The organism is Azoarcus taiwanensis, assembly GCF_012910885.1.
Taxonomy (GTDB): domain Bacteria; phylum Pseudomonadota; class Gammaproteobacteria; order Burkholderiales; family Rhodocyclaceae; genus Azoarcus_F; species Azoarcus_F taiwanensis.
Map to the genome: position 1 here is coordinate 17,049 of NZ_WTVM01000017.1, position 20,790 is coordinate 37,838.

Genomic DNA, 20,790 nt, shown 5'->3' on the forward strand with positions numbered 1-20,790 from the left:
CCTAATCTGGCGCCCTCAGTCCTTTTTGGTCGTCTGAAGGAGCCGATCAAGACGATTCGCGAAGTTCTGCTTGTCGTTGGCACCGAAGGCGGCTGGCCCGCCGGTATCCACACCGCTGCTGCGCAAGGTGTCCATGAAGTTGCGCATGTCGAGCAGTTGTCGAATGTTGTCCTTGCCATAGGCCTCCCCGCGCGGTGACAAGGCCCACGCGCCCTTTTCGACGACCTCCGCCGCGAGTGGGATGTCGGCGGTCACTACCAGGTCGCCTTCGCGCGCATGCTCGGCAATGTACTTGTCCGCCTCGTCGAAACCGCCGGGCACCTGAATCATGCGGATGCCCGGGTTTCCGGGTACGCGCAGGTAGTGATTGGCGACCAGCGTAAGCGGATACCCGGTGCGCGTTGCTGCCCGGAAGAGAATCTCCTTGATCGCCACCGGACACGCGTCGGCATCCACCCAGATATGCATTGACCCACTCTCCTCTTCAGCTGCGATCATTATCCGGTCTTGCAGTCAAAAGTCCGATCAATTCTCCGCGGTCACGCCTGAGTTGGTGAATTTGAGTTTCCTGCTTAACTAATCTGCATTCCGGGATGCTGAGGGCGTAACATTCATTGTTATCCGGCACCGCATTGGCTTTGGACTGTTCAACGGAGAATAAGAGATGAGTGCAGGCGGACAGGCAAGCGGATCCTACAGGTGGCGCTTTTTCCGGTCGGGTGGGTTCGACCAGGTGAGGATCGAGACAGCGGACGATCTGCGGCATCTAGCAGAGCTCGACCAGAAGCTGTGGTCGGTGCTCGCCTGCCCGACCAATGGCCTCGAGTTCGACACCCGGACTCTGCAGTTGCTCGATGCCGACGGCGATGGCCGCATTCGTGCGCCGGAGATCGTCGCCGCGGTAGATTGGGTCTGCACCGTGTTGTGTGATCCAGGCGTGTTGTTCTCCGGCTCGGATGTGTTGCCGCTGGCGGCGCTGGACGAGGGCAACGATGAAGGTGCGCGTCTGCTGGCCAGCGCACGAGGAATCCTGGCCTATGTCGACAAGCCGGATGCCGATGCGATCGGCATCGACGATGTCTCCGATACCACCCGCCTGTTTGCGCCCGACCATTTCAATGGCGACGGCATCGTGCCTGCCGAACTGGCCGGCGACGAACGGATCGCCACTGCGATCTCCCGCATCGTCGAGTGCCTGGGTGGCAAGGAAGACCGCAGCGGCAAGCCCGGTGTCGATGCCGAGACTTTGCAGAACTTCTTCGAGCGGGCGCAGGCGCTATCCGATTGGCTTGCCCAGGCCGAGGCCGAGCCCGGCATGGTGTTGCCGCTGAGCGACGACACCGCGACCGCTGCTGCTGCCTTCGAGGCCGTACGTGCCAAGATCGAAGACTACTTCACCCGTTGCCGGCTGGCCTGTTTCGACGAGCGCGCCGGAAGCGCGCTGAACCCGGCGGAGGCGGCTTACCTGGATCTCGCGGTCGCCACGCTCGAGCCGACCGCCGAAGCCATCGCGGCCTTGCCCCTGGCCCTGGTCGCCAAGGACCGCCCGCTGCCGCTGGAGGCCGGACTCAACCCGGCCTGGGCGGAGCGCATTGCGCGGCTGAGGGCGCTGGTCGTCACGCCACTGCTCGGCGAGCGCGCGAGCCTCGCAGAGGCCGACTGGCGCACCCTCGCCGAACGTTTCAGCCGCTATCGGGCGTGGATCGCAGAACAGCCCGACACACCGATCGCCTCGCTACCGCCTGCGGAACTGCGGACGATGCTTGCCGACGATACCCGGCAGGCCATCGAGGCATTGATCGCCGAGGACCTCGCCGCCGAGACTGCCGCCACGCAGGTCGAGGCGGTGGAGCGGCTCGTGCGTTACCAGCGCGACCTGGTCCGCCTGCTGCGCAACTTTGTCTCCCTGTCCGACTTCTACTGCGGCGAGCGCAAGGCGATCTTCCAGGCCGGCACGCTGTATCTCGACCAACGCAGTTGCGAACTGTGTCTGCGGGTCGCGGACATGGACCGCCATGCCGCCCTTTCGCCGCTGTCCGGCACATATCTCGTCTATTGCCAGTGCGTCCGTCAGGGCGAGGCGCCAATGACGATCGTTGCCGCGATGACCGGCGGCGACGCCGACGAGATGATGGTGCCAGGCCGCAACGGCGTTTTTTACGATCGTCAGTGTAGGGACTGGAACGCCAGCGTCATCAAGGTGGTAGAGAACCCGATCAGTGTGCGTCAGGCTTTCTGGTCGCCCTACAAACGTATTGGGCGCATGATCGGCGAGCAGATCCAGAAGTTTGCCGCCTCGCGTGACAAGGCGGTCGAAGACCAGGCTGCGGCAGGTGTCGCGGAGGCCGGCGCGAGAGCCGAGGCGCCTGCTTCGGCGGCGCCTCAGGCCTTCGACATCGCCAAGTTCGCCGGTATCTTCGCCGCCATCGGCCTCGCGCTGGGTGCGTTGGGCACCGCCCTGGCCGCGATCGTCGCCGGTTTTCTGTCGCTGCCGGGCTGGCAGATGCCGCTGGTCCTGGCCGGCATCATGCTGCTGATCTCGGGTCCGTCGATGCTGCTCGCGTGGTTCAAGCTTCGCCAGCGCAATCTCGGCCCCCTGCTCGACGCCAACGGCTGGGCGGTCAATACCCGGGCGCGGATCAACATTCCGTTCGGTGCGGCGCTGACCGGTGTGGCCGAACTGCCCGCCGGCGCCGAACGTTCGCTTGCCGACCCCTACGCCGAAAAGCGCACACCGTGGCGTGGCTGGCTGCTGTTCGCCGTGGTCGTGATCGCGGCAATCGTCGCCTGGCAGAACGGATTCTTCGACCGTTTCTTCACCCAGTGAGGCGCACCGGCGGTCGAAGCCGAACCGAAAGCCCAGAAGGCGGAGGAAGTGGCTGAAGGCTGACCAACACGTTGCCTGAACCGCTCGCGGTCCTTGGCCGCAAGCGCTTGGGTGGCCGCGAACGACTGAACCAGAACCTTGCCGCTACCGGGGTAATCGCAGCAAAACGCACCGTCTGGTGCACGATGGCTTGGTCGGGCCAGTTCTCCATGAACGCGCGGCAGGGCACAAATATGTCAAACTTCAGCCCGCCGAAACCGCCCGGAGAATCGTCGATGCCACCTCTGGCAATCAAGATCGCGCTGATCGTCTTTCACGTCATCCAGTATCTGGTCACCGCCAGCGCGGGATTTTCGCTCGCCAGTATCATCGCGGCACTGATGGTGGGCGCGCAGTTGCTGCCCAAGGATCATTTCGTGAAAACGTTCAAGATTCAGCCGATTCGCGTCAGCCAGTACGGCAGCCTGGTGTGGTTCCTGGTCGCATTCGCGGAATTGCGCATGGCGGGTTGAGGCGCGGGATTACCGACTTCCTGCTTCAATCCGCCATCACGCAGCGCTCGTGCGCCCAGGCCCGAAGCTGGTCGATCTTCTCGGCCATGACGACCGACAGCGGCCGGGTGCGCTGGATTTCGGCGAGCAGCATTGCCATGTCCGGATCCCGGCCTTCAGGCAGGGCTTCGTAGAGGGTCGACACCACCGCCTGCTCGATCTCCGCGCCGGACATGCCCTCGCTCTCCAGAGCGAGTGATTGCAGATCGAAACCTGCCAGCGCCAGCTTGTGGCGACCGAGGTGGATGCGGAAGATGGTCTCGCGTGCCGGTGCATCGGGGAGGTCCACGAAGAATAGCTCATCGAAGCGCCCTTTGCGGATCAGTTCCGGCGGCAAGGCCTGGACGTCGTTGGCGGTGGCGACGATGAATATGCGCGCGCGCCGCTCGGCCATCCAGGTCAGCAGCGTTCCAAGCACCCGGCGGGACACGCCACCGTCCTGGTCGGACGAGCCGCCGGACATGGCCTTTTCGATCTCGTCGATCCACATCACCACCGGCTGCATCGCCTCGGCAGCCGACAAGGCCTCGCGCAGCTTGCGCTCGGTCTCGCCCTGGTATTTGTCGTACAGCGCGCCCATGTCGAGCTTGAGCAGCGGCAAACCCCAGGAGGCAGCGGTGGCCTTGGCGGTGAGACTCTTGCCGGTGCCCTGCACACCCATGATCAGCACACCCTTTGGTGCGGGCAGGCCGGGGCGGTCCACCTCGCCGAGGAAAATCGGCCGGCGCTGCGCGAGCCAGCGCCGCAGGCGGAGCAAGCCGCCGATGGCGTCGACCCCGTCCAGCGGTGCCTCGAGGCTCAGGCCTGGCAGCGACTGTTCCTTGTAGCGCACCGCTCGTTGCAGGTCTTCCGGCGTCAGCGTGCCGTCGTTGCGAATCGCCTGGCGCAGAAGCTGGCGCACGTCTTCCTCGCACAGGCCGCTCGCGTAGCGCACCATCGCGTCTTCAAGCTTCGGGTTGCGTCGAGGCCGTCCGCGCGAGCGTTCGAACAGCGCGAACTCCTCTTCGAGCAGTTCGCGGATGCGGGCTTCGTCCGGCAGGGACAGGCTCAGGTGTGCGGCGTGTCTGCCGAGCTTGGGTGGGAGTTGCATCCGCGGCGAGATCAGCACCAGCGTGCGGTCGTCGATCGCGTGATCGAGCGCGATCTCGCGCAGCCCGCGCACCACCACCGGGTCTTCGAGATAGGGGTGGACGTCGAGCAGCACGTAGATGCCGCGCCGGCCGCGCTGGTCGATGTACTTGAGCGCCGACGGCAAGGCCCGGGTGTCGGGGATTTCTCCGCCTGACTCCGGTACAGGCGTACCCGGGCCTTCGTCATCGACCAGCTCGAGACTTCTTGGCCCTCTGCCCGGATCGCGCGGGCTGCCGTAGCGCACGTCCGGTTGACTCCCGAGGGAAACCAGACCGGCTGCTGCCGACCAGCGATAAAGTGGTAGGTTGCGCTCGGCTGCGAGCGTTTCCAGCAAGCGCATTGCGCGGGTTTCTTCCATCGTCTCGATGACGATGACGGGCGTGCGGGAGCGGATCAGGGCGGTGAGGTCGCGCAGGTCGTTCATCGGGTCATGACCGGTGAGTGAATCGTCAGCGGATTATCCCTGAATTTCCGTGAAGGCAGACGCCAAGGTCGAGCGGTTCGCCAGTGGGGGTAGCCGTGAGGCGACTCTGCCCGAGTGCATGCCGCTGTTGCCGAGCGTAGCGCCCGAGATCCCTGCTGTTAGAGCCCGTCAGGGCGAGTTCAGGGATCGCAGCGAAGCGAGGCTTACAGCGGCAGCACGAGTGGCAGCTGGAGCCGAATGGCTACCCCCACTGGCGAACCGCGGCTTACGGGCACTTCAGCCCCGTGTCGTCTGCTCCAGCATGCGGTTGACCGCCTCAAGATGCTCGGCCTCGTTGTGGCACATGCCCTGGAAGGCGGCGCACAGGTCGAGGAAGTCCTTCAACTCCATGCGCTGGGCCATCTTCATCAGGCGCTTGGTCAGGCGCAGCGCCTTGGGAGGCTGGGCGGCGAAGCGGGTGGCGAGCTGGTGGGCGCGATTCATCAGATCGTCGGGTTCGACCACGTCGAGCACGATGCCGAGTTGCTTCGCTTCGTCGGCGCCGACGATGCGTCCGGACAGGGTCAGTTCGAAGGCCTGCTGGTAGCCGATCAGGCGCTGCATGAACCAGGCGCCGCCGTCGCCGGGAATGATGCCGAGGTTGAGGAAGGTCTCGCCGAACTTCGCTCGGGTGGAGGCGATGCGGATGTCCGCCATGTTGGCCAGATCGAAGCCCGCGCCGATGGCCGGGCCGTTGACTGCGGCGATGATCGGCACCTCGACCGCCTGCAGCGCCAGCGGGATGCGCTGGATGCCACGGCGGTAGCGCGTGGCGACCTCGGCCACATCACCGGCGAAGTCGCCGCCGCGGTTGGCCATGTCCTTGATGTTGCCGCCAGCCGAGAACGCGGCGCCGGCGCCGGTGACGACCAACACCGAAACGTCGTCGCAGCGGTTGATCCACTCGGCGACGTTGACGATGTCGTCGATCAGCGCGGTGCCGGTAAGCGCGTTGCGCACGTCGTCGCGGTCGAGCGTGAGGGTGGCGACGCGGCCGTCGAGGCTCAGGCGTGAGTCGGTGGTCTGGGGAAGAGTCATGGGTCGTTCTCCTTCGGGCCGGTGCAGGCTCAGTTGCTTGCGACGCTGCGGTTGGTGATGATGCGGGCATCCACCACGGCATAGCCGTCCGGATAGGCGATGACCGGATTGAGGTCGAGCTCGGAGAGTTGCGGATAGGCCGACACGATGCCCGAGACCTTGAGCAGCAGGTCGACCAGCGCTTCCTTGTCCACCGGCGGTTCGCCGCGTACGCCTTCGAGAATCTTGCGGCCCTTGATCTGGTCGATCATCGAACGTGCATCCTCGCGGCTGACCGGGATCGAACGGAAGGCGACGTCCTCCAGGATCTCGACGAAAATGCCACCGAGTCCGAACATCAGCACCGGGCCGAAGATCGGGTCGCGCACGACGCCGATGATGATCTCGGTGCCCTTCCTGGCCATTGGGGTGACCAGCACGCCGCGGATGTCGGCGTTCGGATCGTAGGCTCTGCAGCTCGTCATGATCTGGTCGAAAGCCTCGCGCAGCGCCGCCTCGCCCTGCAGATTCAACTTCACGCCACCGGCATCGGACTTGTGCAGGATGTCCTTGGACACGACTTTCATGACCAACGGCCGGTCGCCCATGCGCGCGGCGACTTCACCGAGTTCGGCCGGATTGCTGACGATGGCCTCCGGCGCCACGTCTACGCCGTGGGTCCGGAGCAGGGACTTCGCTTCGTACTCGAACAGATCGCGACCTTCGTTCTGGGCGCGGCCGAACATGGCCTGCATTTCCGCATCCTCCTCGATCGCCGGACCGGTTGCCTGCGCATCGAGTCCGGCAAGATAGATGCCACGCTCGCCGAGTGCCGCAAGTGCGCGCACAGCGTGCTCGATCGAAGGATAGACCGGTACGCCTTCCTCGTGCAGGCGGCGCAGTGCCGGGGGTTTGACCGGGGCATACAGGCTGTAGACCACAAGTGGCTTCTCGGTGTGCTTGGCGAGTTCGATCATCGCTTCGGCGCCGCGCATTTCGCCGCCGAGCAGGTCTTCCGCGAAGCGGATGCTGTAGCCGCCGAACATGCCGACCAGGAACACCGCGTCGATGTTGGGATCTCCGGCGGCGATCGCCATGCAGTCGGCGAGCAGTGCCGGGTTGGCGTCGGTACTGCCGGCCACATCCACCGGGTTCACTACCGAAGCCTGCGGGAACAGGACCTCGCGCAGCTTCGCCTGGGTTGCGGCGCTCAGCTCGGGGATCTCGAGGCCAGCCTCGGACAGGCGGTCGGAGGCGATCGTGGCCTGACCGCCGCCGTCCGAGATCACTGCGATGCGCTTGCCGCGAGCGAACTGCATCAGGCCCAGACCTTCGGCCACCGGCAGGATCTCGTCGGAATCCTGCACCACGCTGACGCCGACCTGGCGCAACAGGTCCACCGTCATGCCATAGCTGCCGGCCAGTGCCCCGGTGTGCGAGCTCGCGGCCTTCTTGCCCTGCTCGGTCGAGCCGGACTTATACACCACCACCGGCTTCCTTGCGGTGACCTCGCGTGCGACGTTCAGGAAGCGCTGGCCGTCGCGAAAGCCTTCCACGTAGAGCGTCGCGACCTTGGTGTTAGGCTCCTCGCCGAGATAGCGCAGATAGTCGTTGAAGCCGATGTCGGTCTGGTTGCCTGGACCGACGTAGGTCGAGAAGCCGACATGGCCGTTATGCTCGGCCTCGAGCACCAGCGAGAGCAACATGTTGCCCGACTGAGAGATGAAGCCGATGTTGCCCGGCTTGACGTTGGCCAGCGCCAGCAGGTTGACCTTCTGGTGCAGGTTGAACATGCCCGAGGTGTTGGGGCCGATGATGCGCACGTTGCCAGCGCGGGCGGCGTCCAGGACCTGCTGTTCGAGCTTGACCCCCTCGCCGCCGATTTCCTTGAAGCCGCTGGCGAGAATCACTGCGCCCTTGATGCCCTTCTTGCCGCACAGCTCGATCAGGCCCGGCACCGTGTTCGCCGGGGTACAGATCAGCGCGAGGTCGACCCCGTAAGGAATTGCCTCGAGTGACGGGTAGGCTCGCGCGCCGAGGATCATGTCGGCCTTGGGGTTGATCGGGTAGATCGCGCCCTTGAAGCCGTCCTTGATCAGGCCGACCATGGCCTTGTAGCCGCGTTTGGTCGGATCGCTCGATGCGCCGACGATGGCGATCGAATTCGGGGCGAGGAAATCGTGCAACGGGCTCTTGCGTTCGAGGCTCTGTGGGGTGGCTTGCATGTCATTCTCCCTTGAAGACCGGGCTGCGCTTCTCGGCGAAGGCATCGACGCCTTCCTGCCAGTCGCGGGTGGTACCGACGAAGGTCATGCCTTCGAGTTCAGCGGTGAGGCAGGCATCCAGCGTGCGCTCGGCCGACAGGTTGAGCTGTTCCTTGGCGAGTTGCATCGAGAATGGTGCCTTGGTTGCGAGCCGGGCAGCGAAGGCGCGCGCGGCATCGAGGAAACCTTCGTCCGCCAGCACGCGGTTGGCGAGCCCGATGCGCTCGGCCTCGGCGCCCTTGATGCGCTCGCCCAGGAATACCAGTTCGCGTGCCTTGGCCAGTCCGACCAGGCGTGGCAGCAGCCAGGTTACCCCGCCACCGAGAAAGTTGCCGATGCTGATCTCGGGCAGGCCAATCTGCGCACTCTCGGCCATCAGGATGAAGTCGGAGGCCAGCGCGATCTCGGCGCCGGCGCCCAGCGCGTAGCCATTCACCGCCGCCACGACCGGCTTCTTGAGGTGCAGCAGGCGTTTGCATACGATCTGCTCGCCCTGCAGGTACTGCCGGCGATCGAAGGCGGTACGGGTGCCGGCCTTGTGTTCCTTCAGGTCGGCCCCGACGCAGAAGGCGCGGCCTTCGCCGGTGATCAGCACGACGCGCGCGTCGTTATCGGCCTCGGCCACCGACAGCGCGGTGTTGAATTCCTCGTACAGTTTGGCGGTGACCGCGTTGAGACGTTCCGGGCGGTTGAGTCGGATCTCGGCAATGCCGTCCGATTGTGCATAGATGATGGTTTGGTATGTACTCATTGGTATGTACTCATTGGTGTGGTTTTCCGTCTGCTGGAGGGAATGGGAGACGCAGCGACGACAGGCCGTCAGACCGGCCGCAAGGGGGGAGCGGGGGGTGCGGCGTTGAGGGAGAAGCCGTCTGTCGCCATTTCGGAGTGTGCTTCGGGCATCCACTGTCGGCCCCAGCCGTGCAGAGGATGCAGGCAGTGAAGGTGCTCGACGACCGGAGGTGGAGCTGGGTACCGCGAAGGCATGCCCTTCATCCTGCCCCTATGATCCGCCGGGAGCAAGTCGAATCGGTCAAGTCGCATTTGGGCAAAAACGGTTTTTCGTCAGACTGTTGTATTTTCCTGACCTGGATCATGGATGCATGTCGATGGTTCGGTCACGATGAAGCTCCCCACAATGTGCGAGGAGCACGCCCATGCAATCCGAATTGCGGCCCAGATCCATTTCCGCAGCGTCGGTGCCGCGCGCGCTGGCCGCAGGTTGGCAAATCTTTCGGGCCTGTACAGGCGTCTCGATGGCCTATGCAGCCATCTTCGCGGTCATCGGCGTGATGCTGCTTTGGGGGGTGGCGAGGATCGGTCTCGCGCCCCTCGCATGGTCGCTCGCCGGCGGCTTCCTGCTCGTCGGCCCGGTTGTGCTGGCCGGTTTCCTGTCGCTTTCGGCTGCGGTGCGTGCCGGACGCAAACCCGGTTGGGGTGACGTCATCCACGGCTATCGGCAGGTACCTCGTGGCTTGGTTGGTCTTTCCGCAGTGTGCGTGCTGCTCTACATCATCTGGCTGACTGATGCCGGCATCCTGTACAGCTTCATGGTGGGAGACACCGGCGCGGGCTGGCGAATGATGCTGCCGGTCAGCGAAGAACTGCTCCGCTTTCAGCTGGGTGCCTGGTTCATGGGCTCGGTTTTCGCGCTGATCGTGTTCTGCATCAGCGCGTATTCGGTGCCCTTGCTGGTCGAAAGGCGGGCCGCGCTCGTCGCCGGTGTCGCTGCCAGCGTCAAGGCGGTATTCGGCAGTCCGGTCGCGAGCCTGGTCTGGGCTCTGGTGCTTGGCGCGGCGGTCATCGTTGCGATCGTGCTGCCGCCGGTACTGACCGTCATTCTGCCGGTGCTGGCCTTTGCCGGCGAAGCCCTCTACCGCGAGGTCTTTCCCGGCTAGCAGTTGGTCGGGCCGACAGGTTGCTAGCGCCGGCCGTCGTAATCCTCGATCGTGCCGACGCGGAGGCGGCGACCGCGGTCTCGTGTGTAGCTGAACTGGCCCAACACCGTGATCTGGCGGCCGAGGTGGGGCGCGATGCGGTCTTCCGGCGTGAGCCCGACCCGGTTCAGGTTGGCGTCTTCCAGCCAGTAATGACGTGGGTCATCGAAACCGCGCACCGTTCCCCGAGTCCGGATCACGCGGCCGTCGTAGGCCGCCGGCCGTTCGACCAGTTCGGCGAGACTGATCTCCAGAGGCTTGTCGCCCTGGCCGCAGCCATTGAGTGTCAGCAAAATGACCAGAGTCCCCAGGAGCGAACCAAAGCGCCTGCGCCGGTCTGCCGGGTACCGGGAATCCATCACGTTCTCCGCTGAAGTATTCGTCGATGGTGAAATAGTCCCGTAGGATTGCATAATGATTTGCTTAACATGAGCTCGGAACCTGGCCATATTCCTGGCCGGGCGTTCTGACCATCGCATTCTGGCTGACTTTCGAACACGATGCTGCAACTCCGTCACCTGTCGCTTGGATTGCTCCACTGGCTGGCGGTCCTGATCGTAATGTCCGCCGTTTCGCTGCCGGCGTCGGCCACGGATGGGGAGATCGATCGCCCGGTGGTGACCATTGGCGTGGTCGCCGAGAACGAACCCTATTCCTGGATCGACGAGACTGGTCAGCTCGCCGGCTTCTCGATCGATGTGCTCGAGCGGGTGGCGGAGCTCGCAAACATTCGCTTCAGTTACCGCATCGGAAATTGGCCGGAGATCTACCGTGCCTTCCTGGACGGCGAGCTCGATGCGATCGACGAGATCTCGTACCGGGAGGACCGCGCGCAGCGCATGCTGTTCACCGAGCCTTATCACTATCGCCGTACGGTGATCATGCACGACGGCAATCGGCCCCTGCCAGTGCTTGATGGCCTCGAGGGTCTTCATCCGTATCGCGTCGGCGTGGTGCGCGACATCTTCTACAAGGACGAGCTTGTCTCCCGTGGTCAGAGCGTCATCGAGTACGACAGCCTTCACACCCTGATCCGGGCGCTGGCCTTCGGTTGGGTCGATGCGGTGATCGGCCCCGAGGTGACGCTCGCGTTTCTCGCGCAGCAGGCGGGATTCAATCATCTGGCGATCGCCGGTCGCTTCGCGCTGGATCGCTACGAACTCGAGGATTTCCGAATTGCGGTGCTTGCGGACCGGCCGGATCTGCATTCCCGGCTCGATGCGGCGGTCAGCGCCCTGCCCGAGGCGGACATGCGCGACATGCTGATGCGATGGCAGGAGTTCGGCGGTCGTGCACCCTTGCGTCAGGCCGGCGGCTTCCGGCTGGGCGACCAGTCGGCGGCCTATGTGCGCAGGCTGGGCCCGGTGCGGGTCGGGCTCATGCGCGACTATGCACCTTTCAGCTTTGTCGATGGTGGCAGTCTGCAGGGGCTGTCGGTTGATGTACTCAGTCGCATCCAGGATCTCACCGGGCTCCAGGTGATCACGGTGACCGACCGCTGGCCGGTGCTGATGGAGATGTTTCGCCGTGGCGAGATCGATATCGTTGCCAACATGTCGGCGAACGAGGAACGGCTGGAATACACCCGTTTCACCGAACCCTACTATCTGATTCCGAATGTCGTATTCACACGCGATCCGGCGCTCGAGTACCTTGATTCCGACAGTCTTGCCGGCCTGCGCATCGCAATTGGTTCGGGGATCTACTACGAACCCTGGGTGCGCCAGCGCTTTGGCGATGCGGTGCTTGGTTTCTCTTCTCAGCGCGCGATGTTCGAGGCGCTGGCCGAAGGCAGTGTGGATGTGGTGCTCGCCGCCCTGCCCAACGGCAACCACTGGGTCAGGGAGCTTCGGCTCGCAGACGTGCGGATCGCCGGGGAGTTTTCGCACGACGGCAGTGCGGGCGAAGATCTGCGTTTCGGCGTTCGACCGGCGCTGGAGCCCCTGGTGGCGATCATGAACGCGGCACTGGAAGGCGTCTCGCCGACTGAGCGACGGACGATCGAAAACCGCTGGATGGGCGCCTCGGCCTCGCCCCCGGCATCATCCGATGGTCGGGTGTCACTCGGCGCCGAGGCGCGCGCATTTCTCAGCAGCCGTGGCGAGACCCTTCGAGTGTGCATTGACCCGGAGTGGATGCCGATCGAAGGTTTCGACGCGAACGGAAGGCATGTGGGGGTGTCGGCGGATTATCTCGAACACTTCGCCCGACGGTTTGCGGTCGAATTCGAGGTGGTACGGACCGTCAGCTGGAGCGAGAGCGTTGAGGCCATTCTGGCGGGGCGATGCGATATGTTGCCGATGGCGATGAGTACGCCGGAGCGGCGCAAGGTGCTCGATTTCACGACGCCTTACTACATCGTGCCCAACGTGCTGCTGGGGCGGATTGAGACGCCCTTCGTCGACGGGCTGGCGGAGTTCGACGAGCGTCGGGTGGGCGTGGTGCGCGGCTACGCGTTCGCCGAGTTGCTCGCCGATCGACACCCCCGGGTCAATTTCGTCGACGTTGCGACCGAGGTCGAAGGCCTGCGCGCGCTTCGGCGGGGCGAGATTCACGCCTTCGTGAGTACGCTGGCGACAGCCAGTCACTACATGCAGGAGCTTGGTCTGGCCGACCTCAAGGTCATCGCGCGGGTGCCCGGCGACTGGACGCTGTCGATCGCAACCCGCAAGGACGAGCCCCTGTTGCTCGAGATCGCCAGTGCGTTCATCGACAGCATCGGTGACGACGAGCGGCGCGAAATCGACGCGCGGTGGCGCGCGCTCCGTCTGGCCGAACCGTCGGTCGACTACACCTGGCTGTGGCGCGGCCTGGCCGCCGCGGTGCTCGCTTTCGCGCTGCTGTTCGCGTGGAACCGCAAGCTTGGACAGCTCAACCGGCAGCTTGCCGAGGCCAACGAACGACTCGCTGCGGTCAGCGTCACCGATGCCTTGACCGGCATCGGCAACCGCAAGTTCTTCGATCAGGAATATGAGCGCATGTACCGCTGGTGTCAGCGGCATGGCCTGGGCTTCGCGGTCGCGATGATCGACATCGACCACTTCAAGTCGGTCAACGACACCTACGGTCACGAGGCCGGCGACGCGTGCCTGCGCGCGCTCGCGCTATGCCTGCAGACTCACGGGCGTCGGGAAACGGATCGCCTGGCCCGTTTTGGCGGCGAGGAGTTCGTGATGTTCGGCACCTGGGACGATGCTGGCGAGTTGCAGCAACGCTTCGCGCGGATACGCGAGGCAGTCGAGGCACTGCCCGGTACCGGTGCACTGCCGGTTTCGGCGATGACGGTCAGCGTCGGTCTGGCCTACGGCATCGCCCAGGCCGACAAGACCGCGGGTGAGTTCATTGCTCGCGCCGACAAGGCCTTGTACGAAGCCAAGCGGGCGGGCCGCAACCGGATCGTCGCGGTGACAATGGACTGATCCGGTTGCATGGCAGCGGGCGGCGTTTGACGCTTCGGCCGCCCGCAGGCGAGACCGGCTTATTCAGCCTTGATCGCCTCGACCGCGATGTCGATGCGGACTTCGTCACTGACCGCCGGCGCGAACATGCCGGCTTCGAAATCCGAACGCAGGATGGTGGTCGTCGCGTCGGCGCCGATCGCGTCACGCTGCAGCATCGGGTGCGGCATCGCGGTGAAGCGGGTGATCTCGAGGGTGACCGGGCGGGTGATGCCCTTGATGGTCAGCTCGCCCTCGATCGCGGTCGGGGTGTCGCCGTCGAAGACCACCTGGGTGGACTTGAAGGTGGCGGTCGGATGCACTGCCGTGTTGAGGAAATCCTCGCCCTGGATGTGGTCATTGAAATCGGCATAGCCGGTGTTGACCGACGTCATGTCGATGACGATCTCCACTTCGCCGGTGCGTGCCTCGCGGTCGATGGTGACTGTGCCGCTGGCGCGGTCGAACTTGCTCTGCTGGGTGGACAGACCGAAGTGGCTGTACGAGAAGCGCGGGAAGGTGTGGCTGTCGTCGATCACGTAGGTTTCCGGCGCGGCGAAGGCGGGCAGCGCGAGGCCGGCGCCGAGGGCGAGGGTGGCAGCGAGTCTGGTAAGACGGTTCATGGTTTCTCTCCTTGCTTGGGTTGGGTGGTGGGGGTTAGTTGGATGCCGCGGCGATGCTGAAACGCACCGTCACCTCGTTGGCGAGGATGTTGAAGCGCGACCAGGAGCCTTCGCCTATCGAAAAGTCGCCGCGGCGGATGGTGAGGTCGCCTTCGAAGCGGCCGACGCCGTCGGTGGCACTGAAGCTCGCCGGGAACACGACTTGTTCGACGTGACCCTTGATGCTCAGCGTACCGGTGACTTCGTAGCGACCATCGTCGAGCACGCGCACAGCCTGTGACTCGAAACGGGCGACCGGGAAGCTTTCGATGTTGAACCAGGTCGGTTTCGCGGCTTCGACGTCGGCCTCGGCCAGTCCGGTGGAAATGCTCTCCAGTGCGACCTCGATGGTCGCGCTGGCGGCTTCCGGCTGTTGAGGATCGAAAGCCAGCGAGCCATCGAAGCTGCCAAAGCTGCCCTGCAGGTCGACACCCATCTGACTGTAGGTGAAGGCGATGGCGCTGTCATCGGCGAGGATGCGGTCGTAGTTTTCGGCCAGCGCCAGCGTCGGCGCGAAGACGCTGATGGCAAGGGCCAGGCTCAGGGGTTTCAACAAGGTATTCATGGTTTTCTCCGTGGGGTCTCGAGGCACACGCTCAGCGTTTGCCTGGCAGCATGCGGGTGAGGATGTCGTCCCGGTCGATGAAGTGGTGTTTCAGTGCCGCCGCGGTGTGGCCGACGATGAGCGCTGCGAACAGCCAGTTCAGGTACTTGTGCGTGGCTTGCAGCAGATCGCCGAGCCCTTCGTCGCGGGCGACCAGGTCGGGCAGCGGCAGCACGCCGAACCACACCGTGGGTACGCCCTTGGCCGAGCTCATCAACCAGCCGCTGAGTGGAACCGCGAGCAACAGCGCGTACAACAGCGTGTGACCGGCGTGCGCGGCGAAGCGTTCGAGGCTCGACATGTGCGGCGGCAACGGCGGTGGCCGGTAGGTGAAACGCCACACCAGGCGTAGCAGCACGAGCATGAACACGCTCACACCGGCCCACTTGTGCCACGAGTAGTACTGCAGCTTCTCGGGCGAGAACGGCAGGCCTTCCATGTATAGACCGAGCGCCATCAGCGGTGGTATCGCGAGTGCGATCACCCAGTGCAGGGCTTTCGCGGTGCGGGTATAGCTCGTGCTCATGCCAGGCTCCCCGGTGCGAAACGGTAGGCATCCATGGCGAGCACCCGGTCCTGGATGCCGGCATGAAAACGTTCCGCCAGCGGCGCATCACCGGCGGCACCGAGTGCGACGAAGATCGGCAGCAGATGCTCTTCGGTCGGGTGGGCGCGTTCCGCGTCCGGTGCCCGACGGCGGTAGTCGAGCAAGGCCTCGAGGTCGCCCTCTTCGAGGCGTGCCGCGAACCAGTCGGCGAAACCGCGCACATAGTCCGGCGCACCCGAGACCGCAGTGCGGTAATCCATCAGGTTGTGCGTGATGTTTCCCGAACCGACGACGAGGATGCCGCGTTCGGTGAGCGGCGCGAGCGCCCTTCCGAGTTCCCAGGCACCGCGTGTTCCCGCGGCCGACTGGATCGACACCGGCACGACGGCGACGTCGGCATCCGGATAGAGCATCATCAGCGGCACCCACGCGCCGTGGTCGAGTCCGCGATCCGGATCGGCCGTGGCGTCGAGGCCGGCTGCATCGAGCGCCGCGAGGACTTCGCGGGCGACTTCCGGACATCCGCTCGCGGGGTAGCGCAGGCGATACAAGGCCTCGGGAAAACCATAGAAATCGTGGATGGTGTCCGGGCGCACGGAGAAACCGACGCGCGGGCTCGGGGTGTCCCAATGGGCGCTGGCGATGACTACCGCCCGGGGTGCGGGCAGACGATCTGCGATACCCGTGATCGCCGCACCGGCCGCGCCGGGCTGGAGCGCAAAGGTCGGCGCACCGTGCGGAAGAAAGAGCGTGGATTGTGGGCGCATGTCTGATCGGTCCGTGAAGATGTGATGCGATGGTTCGCAGTCTATCGCTGACTTAATTGCGGAAATACCGCACAATCAAGAATGCTATGTTGCAATAGGAGCAACAATGGACAGACTGGATGCGATGCAACTCTTCGTCCGGGTCGCCGAGGTGGGCAGCTTCGCCGCCGTGGCGCAACAGCTCGGCGTGGCCCGCTCGGTGGTGACCCGGCGGATCGCTGCCCTCGAGACGCATCTTGGCGTCAAGCTGATTGCCCGCAGCACCCGGCAGCTGTCGCTGACCTCCGAGGGCGCTGCCTATCTGGAGCGTTGTCGGGTGATCCTCAACCTGGTCGATGTCGCCGAAGCCGATGTCGCACACGATCAGAGCCGGCCGCGAGGACGCATTCGCGCGAGCGTGCCGCTGAGTTTCGGGCTGCGCAGGCTGACGCCCCTGCTGGTCGATTTCAGTCGCGAACATCCCGAAGTCGGATTGGAACTGGACTACACCGACCGCCGGGTGAATTTGATCGAGGAAGGCTTCGATCTGTCGGTCCGAGTGACCTCGCGTCTGGAACCCGGTGACATCGTGCGTCGTCTTGCCGCCAGCCGCCTTCGCGTGGTCGCCGCGCCGTCCTATCTCGACTCGCACGGGGTGCCGGCGACACCGCGCGAGCTCGCCCAGCACGAATGCCTTGGCTATGCGGCGCGGGGTGAAACCCAGTCATGGCATTTCCGGGTGGACGATCGCCCCGAACAGGTCCACGTCCGCTGCCGCATTGCGGCCAACAACGGCGATGCGCTGATGGCCGCGGCCGTTGCCGGCCTGGGTGTCACCATGCAGCCGGATTTCATCGCCGACGACTACATTGCTGATGGCCGGGTCCAGCTTCTGCTCGAGGATTTCATCGCGCCCGACATGGGTGTGTATGCGGTGCTGCCGAGCAACCGGCACGTGCCGCATCGCGTGCGGGTGCTCATGGATTACCTGGCGACACGGCTTGCGCCCGGGGTGGGCGACGAGCCGCATCCGCGGTGAGCCGATGCAAGCCGGTGTGCTTGCGAAATGCGTCACATGCAGAAATCCCCCGACTCGTGTAACCATAGGCGCTGCGAAGCGGCTGGCACACTTGAACCGACGAGGGCGCGATGACCGAGATGAACCACTCGATGGAAAAGGATCCGGCGGTCTACAAGACGCTGCTGGAATCCACCAAGGCGATTCCGTGGAAGATCGACTGGAAGACGATGAAGTTCGCCTACATCGGGCCCCAGATCGAGCAGTTGCTCGGCTGGACGCAGGACAGCTGGCAGAGCGTCGAGGACTGGGCGACCCGGATGCATCCCGATGATCATCAGCGGGTGGTCGATTTCTGTGTGTCCCAGTCGAAGTCGGGTGTCGATCACGAGGCCGACTACCGTGCCCTGACCAGTGACGGCGACTATGTGTGGATTCGTGATGTGGTGCATGTGATGCGCGACGCCTCAGGCGAGGTCGAAGCCTTGGTCGGCTTCATGTTCGACATAAGCGAACGCAAGAAGACCGAGGAGAAGCTCGCGAAGCTGCAGAAGGAACTCGAGGAACTGTCCTTCAAGGATGGTCTCACCGGGGTCGCCAACCGTCGCATGTTTGACTCGGTGATGCAGGTCGAGTGGTCCAACGCCCGACGACATTCCCAGCCACTGTCGATCATCATGTTCGACATCGACTACTTCAAGCAGTACAACGACCTCCACGGCCATTTGCAGGGTGACGAGTGCCTGAAGAAGGTGGCCCGATTGCTGGCCGGCGGCGCCAGTCGTTCGCGGGATTTCTTCGCCCGTTACGGTGGCGAGGAGTTCGTCATGGTGTTGCCCGAAACCGACGCCGAGGCCGCGGCGGTCGTCGCCGAGCGTTGCCGCAAGCTGGTGTTCAAGGAACAGATTCAGCACGGGGCGTCGCCGGTCGGCCAGTTGCTGACCGTCAGCATGGGGACCGCCACCGTGACCCCGAGTGCGGACGACAGGCTCGAGGATTTCGTCGAATCGGCGGACCGGCAACTCTATCGCGCCAAGCAGGGCGGGCGTGATCAGGTGGCGCGCGAGGGCTGAGACAGCCCGGCCGGACGCTGCCATCCGGCCGGTGATCGCGATGCGAGTCGGTGGCGTGGAGACTGGATATAATTACAGTCATGACCACCGCCACCCGAACCCCCAGCGATTCCCGCCACTGGCTCGACGAGCTCAACCCCGAGCAGCGCGCTGCGGTTTGTCACTGCATTGGTGAGGGCGGTGCGCCGCCCAGTGGGCCGCTGCTGGTGATTGCAGGCGCCGGCACCGGCAAGACCGGCACCCTCGCCCATCGTGTCGCCAATCTCGTCATCCACGGCACCGATCCATCGCGCATCCTGTTGCTCACCTTCTCGCGGCGTGCTGCCGACGAGATGGGGCGTCGGGTGCGTCGTATCCTCGCCCGCGCGGCGGCGGATCATGCCTGGCTCGCCCAGGTGCAACTGCCCTGGTCCGGCACTTTTCATGCGGTGGGCGCCCGGTTGCTGCGCGATTTCGCCGGGCGCATCGGGCTGGATGCCGGCTTCACCATCCACGACCGCGAGGACTCGGCCGACCTGATGAATCTGGCGCGTCACGAGGCCGGGTTGTCCGCGCGAGAGCGGCGCTTTCCGCTGAAGAACACCTGCCTGGCGATCTACTCGGCCGCGGTGAACGCACGAAAACCGCTCCATGAGGTGTTGCGGGCGAGCTTTCCGTGGTGCCTCGAGTGGGAAGATGAACTCAAGCGCCTTTTCCGAGCCTATGTCGAGGCCAAGCAGACGCAGCAGGTGCTCGACTACGACGACCTGCTGCTCTACTGGGCGCATATGGTCGCGGACCCGGCGCTGGCGGCCGAACTCGGCGGGCTGTTCGACCATATCCTGGTCGACGAGTACCAGGACACCAACCCGCTGCAGGCCGCAATTCTGCTCGCGATGAAACCGGATGGCCGCGGCCTCGCGGTAGTCGGCGACGACGCCCAGTCGATCTACGCCTTTCGCGGTGCGACGGTGCGCAACATCCTCGACTTTCCGGCCCAGTTCGACCCGCCTGCCGAGCGCATCGTGCTCAACCGCAACTACCGCTCGACCCGTCCCATCCTCGAAGCCGCGAATGCAGTCATTGCGATGGCCGGCGAAGGTTTCGCCAAGAACCTGTGGACCGCGCGTGAGGACGGCGGTCGTCCGCGCCTGGTATCGGTGCGGGACGATGCCGATCAGGTGGGCTTCATCGTCGCCGAGGTACTGGCCCGGCGCGAGCAGGGCATGCCGCTGCGTCAGCAGGCGGTGCTGTTCCGTGCCGCGAGCCACAGCGCACGCCTCGAGATGGAGCTGACCCGGCGCAACATCCCGTTCGTGAAGTTCGGCGGTCTGAAGTTTCTCGAAGCAGCCCATGTCAAGGATGTGCTGGCGCTGCTGCGCTGGCTGGAGAATCCGCGCGACCGGGTGTCGGGGTTTCGCGTGCTGCAGCTTCTTGCCGGCATCGGCCCGAAGACCGCGGCCAAGGTGCTCGACAACGTCTGCGCGGCACATGACGGCTGTGCCCTGCTCGCCGAGCAACCGGTGCCCGAAGCGGCACGCGAGGCCTGGCGCGAGTTTGCGGTCCTGGCCGAGACGCTGAGCGCGGCGCAGGCGCCCTGGCCGGCGGCGTTCGAAGCGGCATGCACCTGGTATCTGGCGCAGATGCCCCGCCTTTACGAGGATGCCACAGTGCGCCAGGGTGACATCGAGCAGTTGCAGCGCATCGCGGCCACCTACCCCGGCCGGCGCGCGTTTCTCACCGAACTCACGCTGGATCCGCCCAACGCAACCAGCGATGAAGCCGGCATCCCGCTGCGCGACGAGGACTACCTGATCCTGTCCACGATGCATTCGGCCAAGGGTCAGGAATGGCGTGCTGTGACGGTGCTCAACGCGGTGGATGGTTGCATCCCGTCAGACATGGCGACCGGCGCCGAGGCGGAGATAGACGAGGAGCGCCGGCTGCTCTACGTCGCGATGACCCGCGCACGCGACTCGCTCGACCTCGTCGTGCCGCAGCGCTTCTACGTCACCCAGCAGCAGGGACTGGGCGACCGCCATGTCTATGCCGGCCGCAGTCGCTTCATTCCCAACCGTCTGCTGCCCTGTTTCGAGCAGCTATCGTGGCCGGAGCCACCGCCCGAACTCCGTGGCACCCCCGAGTCGCGCCAGGCGGCGATCGATCTGGCCGCCAAGATGCGCGGCATGTGGGACTGAGCCGGAAAATTGCGTGAGCACAGGAATGCACCCCGTCTGATGTCACGCTTTCCTGGCCGCTTCTAACGCTCGCGTCTGCCGAGCATTGAAACCAGTGCACTCGCGACAGCGAGAACCGCGCCGACGGCGATGGTGGTGCCGGCCAGTCGCACGAAACGGCCTCCGTCGATGACATCCGTGATGAGCAGGATGGCAAGCAGGGCGAGCACGATGACGATGGCGCCAGCGAGGAACTTGAAGATGCTCGCGATACCGGCTTGCGGTTCCTCATCGGGGTGATTGGGATCCTGCATCGACATCTCCAACATAAAGTGACGCTTGCTCGTCGAGAGCTTG

The 20,790-nt window shown here is 64.7% G+C and carries 18 protein-coding genes; 7 read left to right on the top strand and 11 right to left on the bottom strand.

The genetic code is table 11. The features are described 5' to 3' along the window. Positions 1-15 precede the first annotated feature (15 nt). Positions 16-468 carry a YaiI/YqxD family protein gene (locus GPA21_RS04445; RefSeq protein WP_168987010.1) on the bottom strand — a complete coding sequence of 151 codons (453 nt, stop codon included), beginning with the start codon at positions 466-468 and terminating at the stop codon, positions 16-18. Positions 469-664: 196 nt separating this feature from the next. Here GPA21_RS04445 and GPA21_RS04450 point away from each other — a divergent pair, with 196 nt between their 5' ends. Next, positions 665-2,827 carry a phage holin family protein gene (locus GPA21_RS04450; RefSeq protein ID WP_168987011.1) on the top strand — a complete coding sequence of 721 codons (2,163 nt, stop codon included), beginning with the start codon at positions 665-667 and terminating at the stop codon, positions 2,825-2,827. Between the two features lie 71 nt (positions 2,828-2,898). Further along, positions 2,899-3,339 (top strand): hypothetical protein, encoded by a 441-nt coding sequence (locus GPA21_RS04455; RefSeq protein WP_168987012.1) that lies wholly within the window; start codon positions 2,899-2,901, stop codon positions 3,337-3,339. A 25-nt stretch (positions 3,340-3,364) separates the two neighbouring features. On the opposite strand, the gene GPA21_RS04460 is transcribed toward GPA21_RS04455, so the two are convergent. From GPA21_RS04460 to GPA21_RS04475, 4 genes are all read right to left on the bottom strand, one after another. Next, positions 3,365-4,933 (bottom strand): AAA family ATPase, encoded by a 1,569-nt coding sequence (locus GPA21_RS04460; protein ID WP_168987013.1) that lies wholly within the window; start codon positions 4,931-4,933, stop codon positions 3,365-3,367. 276 nt (positions 4,934-5,209) lie between these two features. Next, a complete protein-coding gene (locus GPA21_RS04465) occupies positions 5,210-6,010 on the bottom strand; it encodes an enoyl-CoA hydratase-related protein (RefSeq protein WP_168987014.1) in 801 nt (266 codons plus the stop codon). Positions 6,011-6,039: 29 nt separating this feature from the next. Further along, complete coding sequence (locus GPA21_RS04470) at positions 6,040-8,214, bottom strand: acetate--CoA ligase family protein (protein WP_168987015.1); 2,175 nt, start codon at positions 8,212-8,214, stop codon at positions 6,040-6,042. A gap of 1 nt (position 8,215) precedes the next feature. Then, positions 8,216-9,004 carry an enoyl-CoA hydratase/isomerase family protein gene (locus GPA21_RS04475; protein WP_168987016.1) on the bottom strand — a complete coding sequence of 263 codons (789 nt, stop codon included), beginning with the start codon at positions 9,002-9,004 and terminating at the stop codon, positions 8,216-8,218. Between the two features lie 406 nt (positions 9,005-9,410). Here GPA21_RS04475 and GPA21_RS04480 point away from each other — a divergent pair, with 406 nt between their 5' ends. Beyond that, complete coding sequence (locus tag GPA21_RS04480) at positions 9,411-10,151, top strand: DUF2189 domain-containing protein (protein WP_168987017.1); 741 nt, start codon at positions 9,411-9,413, stop codon at positions 10,149-10,151. Between the two features lie 23 nt (positions 10,152-10,174). Here GPA21_RS04480 and GPA21_RS04485 read toward each other — a convergent pair whose 3' ends face one another. Continuing rightward, entirely contained in the window at positions 10,175-10,549 is a 375-nt protein-coding gene (locus tag GPA21_RS04485) for a hypothetical protein (protein WP_168987018.1), read from the bottom strand. 141 nt (positions 10,550-10,690) lie between these two features. On the opposite strand from GPA21_RS04485, the gene GPA21_RS04490 reads away from it, so the two are divergent. Beyond that, complete coding sequence (locus GPA21_RS04490; protein WP_211163418.1) at positions 10,691-13,609, top strand: transporter substrate-binding domain-containing protein; 2,919 nt, start codon at positions 10,691-10,693, stop codon at positions 13,607-13,609. A 59-nt stretch (positions 13,610-13,668) separates the two neighbouring features. Here GPA21_RS04490 and GPA21_RS04495 read toward each other — a convergent pair whose 3' ends face one another. The 4 genes from GPA21_RS04495 to GPA21_RS04510 are packed head-to-tail and all read right to left on the bottom strand — an operon-like array spanning position 13,669 to position 16,207. Beyond that, on the bottom strand, positions 13,669-14,250 hold the full coding sequence (locus tag GPA21_RS04495) for a YceI family protein (RefSeq protein ID WP_168987019.1): 582 nt from the start codon (positions 14,248-14,250) through the stop codon (positions 13,669-13,671). Positions 14,251-14,284: 34 nt separating this feature from the next. Further along, positions 14,285-14,854, bottom strand: coding sequence for a YceI family protein (locus tag GPA21_RS04500; protein WP_168987020.1), 570 nt, complete (start codon positions 14,852-14,854; stop codon positions 14,285-14,287). Positions 14,855-14,885: 31 nt separating this feature from the next. After that, positions 14,886-15,419 (bottom strand): cytochrome b, encoded by a 534-nt coding sequence (locus GPA21_RS04505; protein ID WP_168987021.1) that lies wholly within the window; start codon positions 15,417-15,419, stop codon positions 14,886-14,888. After that, the gene (locus tag GPA21_RS04510) at positions 15,416-16,207 is read right to left on the bottom strand and encodes a DODA-type extradiol aromatic ring-opening family dioxygenase (RefSeq protein WP_168987022.1); all 792 of its coding nucleotides are present in this window, start codon (positions 16,205-16,207) and stop codon (positions 15,416-15,418) included. Before GPA21_RS04510 ends, GPA21_RS04505 begins: the two co-directional genes overlap by 4 nt. Positions 16,208-16,313: 106 nt before the next feature. Here GPA21_RS04510 and GPA21_RS04515 point away from each other — a divergent pair, with 106 nt between their 5' ends. The 3 genes from GPA21_RS04515 (at position 16,314) to GPA21_RS04525 (ending at position 20,454) form a co-directional block, all read left to right on the top strand. Beyond that, positions 16,314-17,225, top strand: a complete 912-nt coding sequence (locus GPA21_RS04515) for a LysR family transcriptional regulator (RefSeq protein WP_168987023.1) — start codon at positions 16,314-16,316, stop codon at positions 17,223-17,225. Between the two features lie 110 nt (positions 17,226-17,335). Beyond that, the gene (locus tag GPA21_RS04520; RefSeq protein WP_168987024.1) at positions 17,336-18,277 is read left to right on the top strand and encodes a sensor domain-containing diguanylate cyclase; all 942 of its coding nucleotides are present in this window, start codon (positions 17,336-17,338) and stop codon (positions 18,275-18,277) included. A gap of 80 nt (positions 18,278-18,357) precedes the next feature. Further along, positions 18,358-20,454, top strand: a complete 2,097-nt coding sequence (locus GPA21_RS04525) for an ATP-dependent helicase (protein ID WP_168987025.1) — start codon at positions 18,358-18,360, stop codon at positions 20,452-20,454. 62 nt (positions 20,455-20,516) lie between these two features. Here GPA21_RS04525 and GPA21_RS04530 read toward each other — a convergent pair whose 3' ends face one another. Continuing rightward, positions 20,517-20,747: a hypothetical protein gene (locus tag GPA21_RS04530; protein WP_168987026.1), complete on the bottom strand. Its 231-nt coding sequence runs from the start codon at positions 20,745-20,747 to the stop codon at positions 20,517-20,519. Positions 20,748-20,790 lie beyond the last annotated feature (43 nt).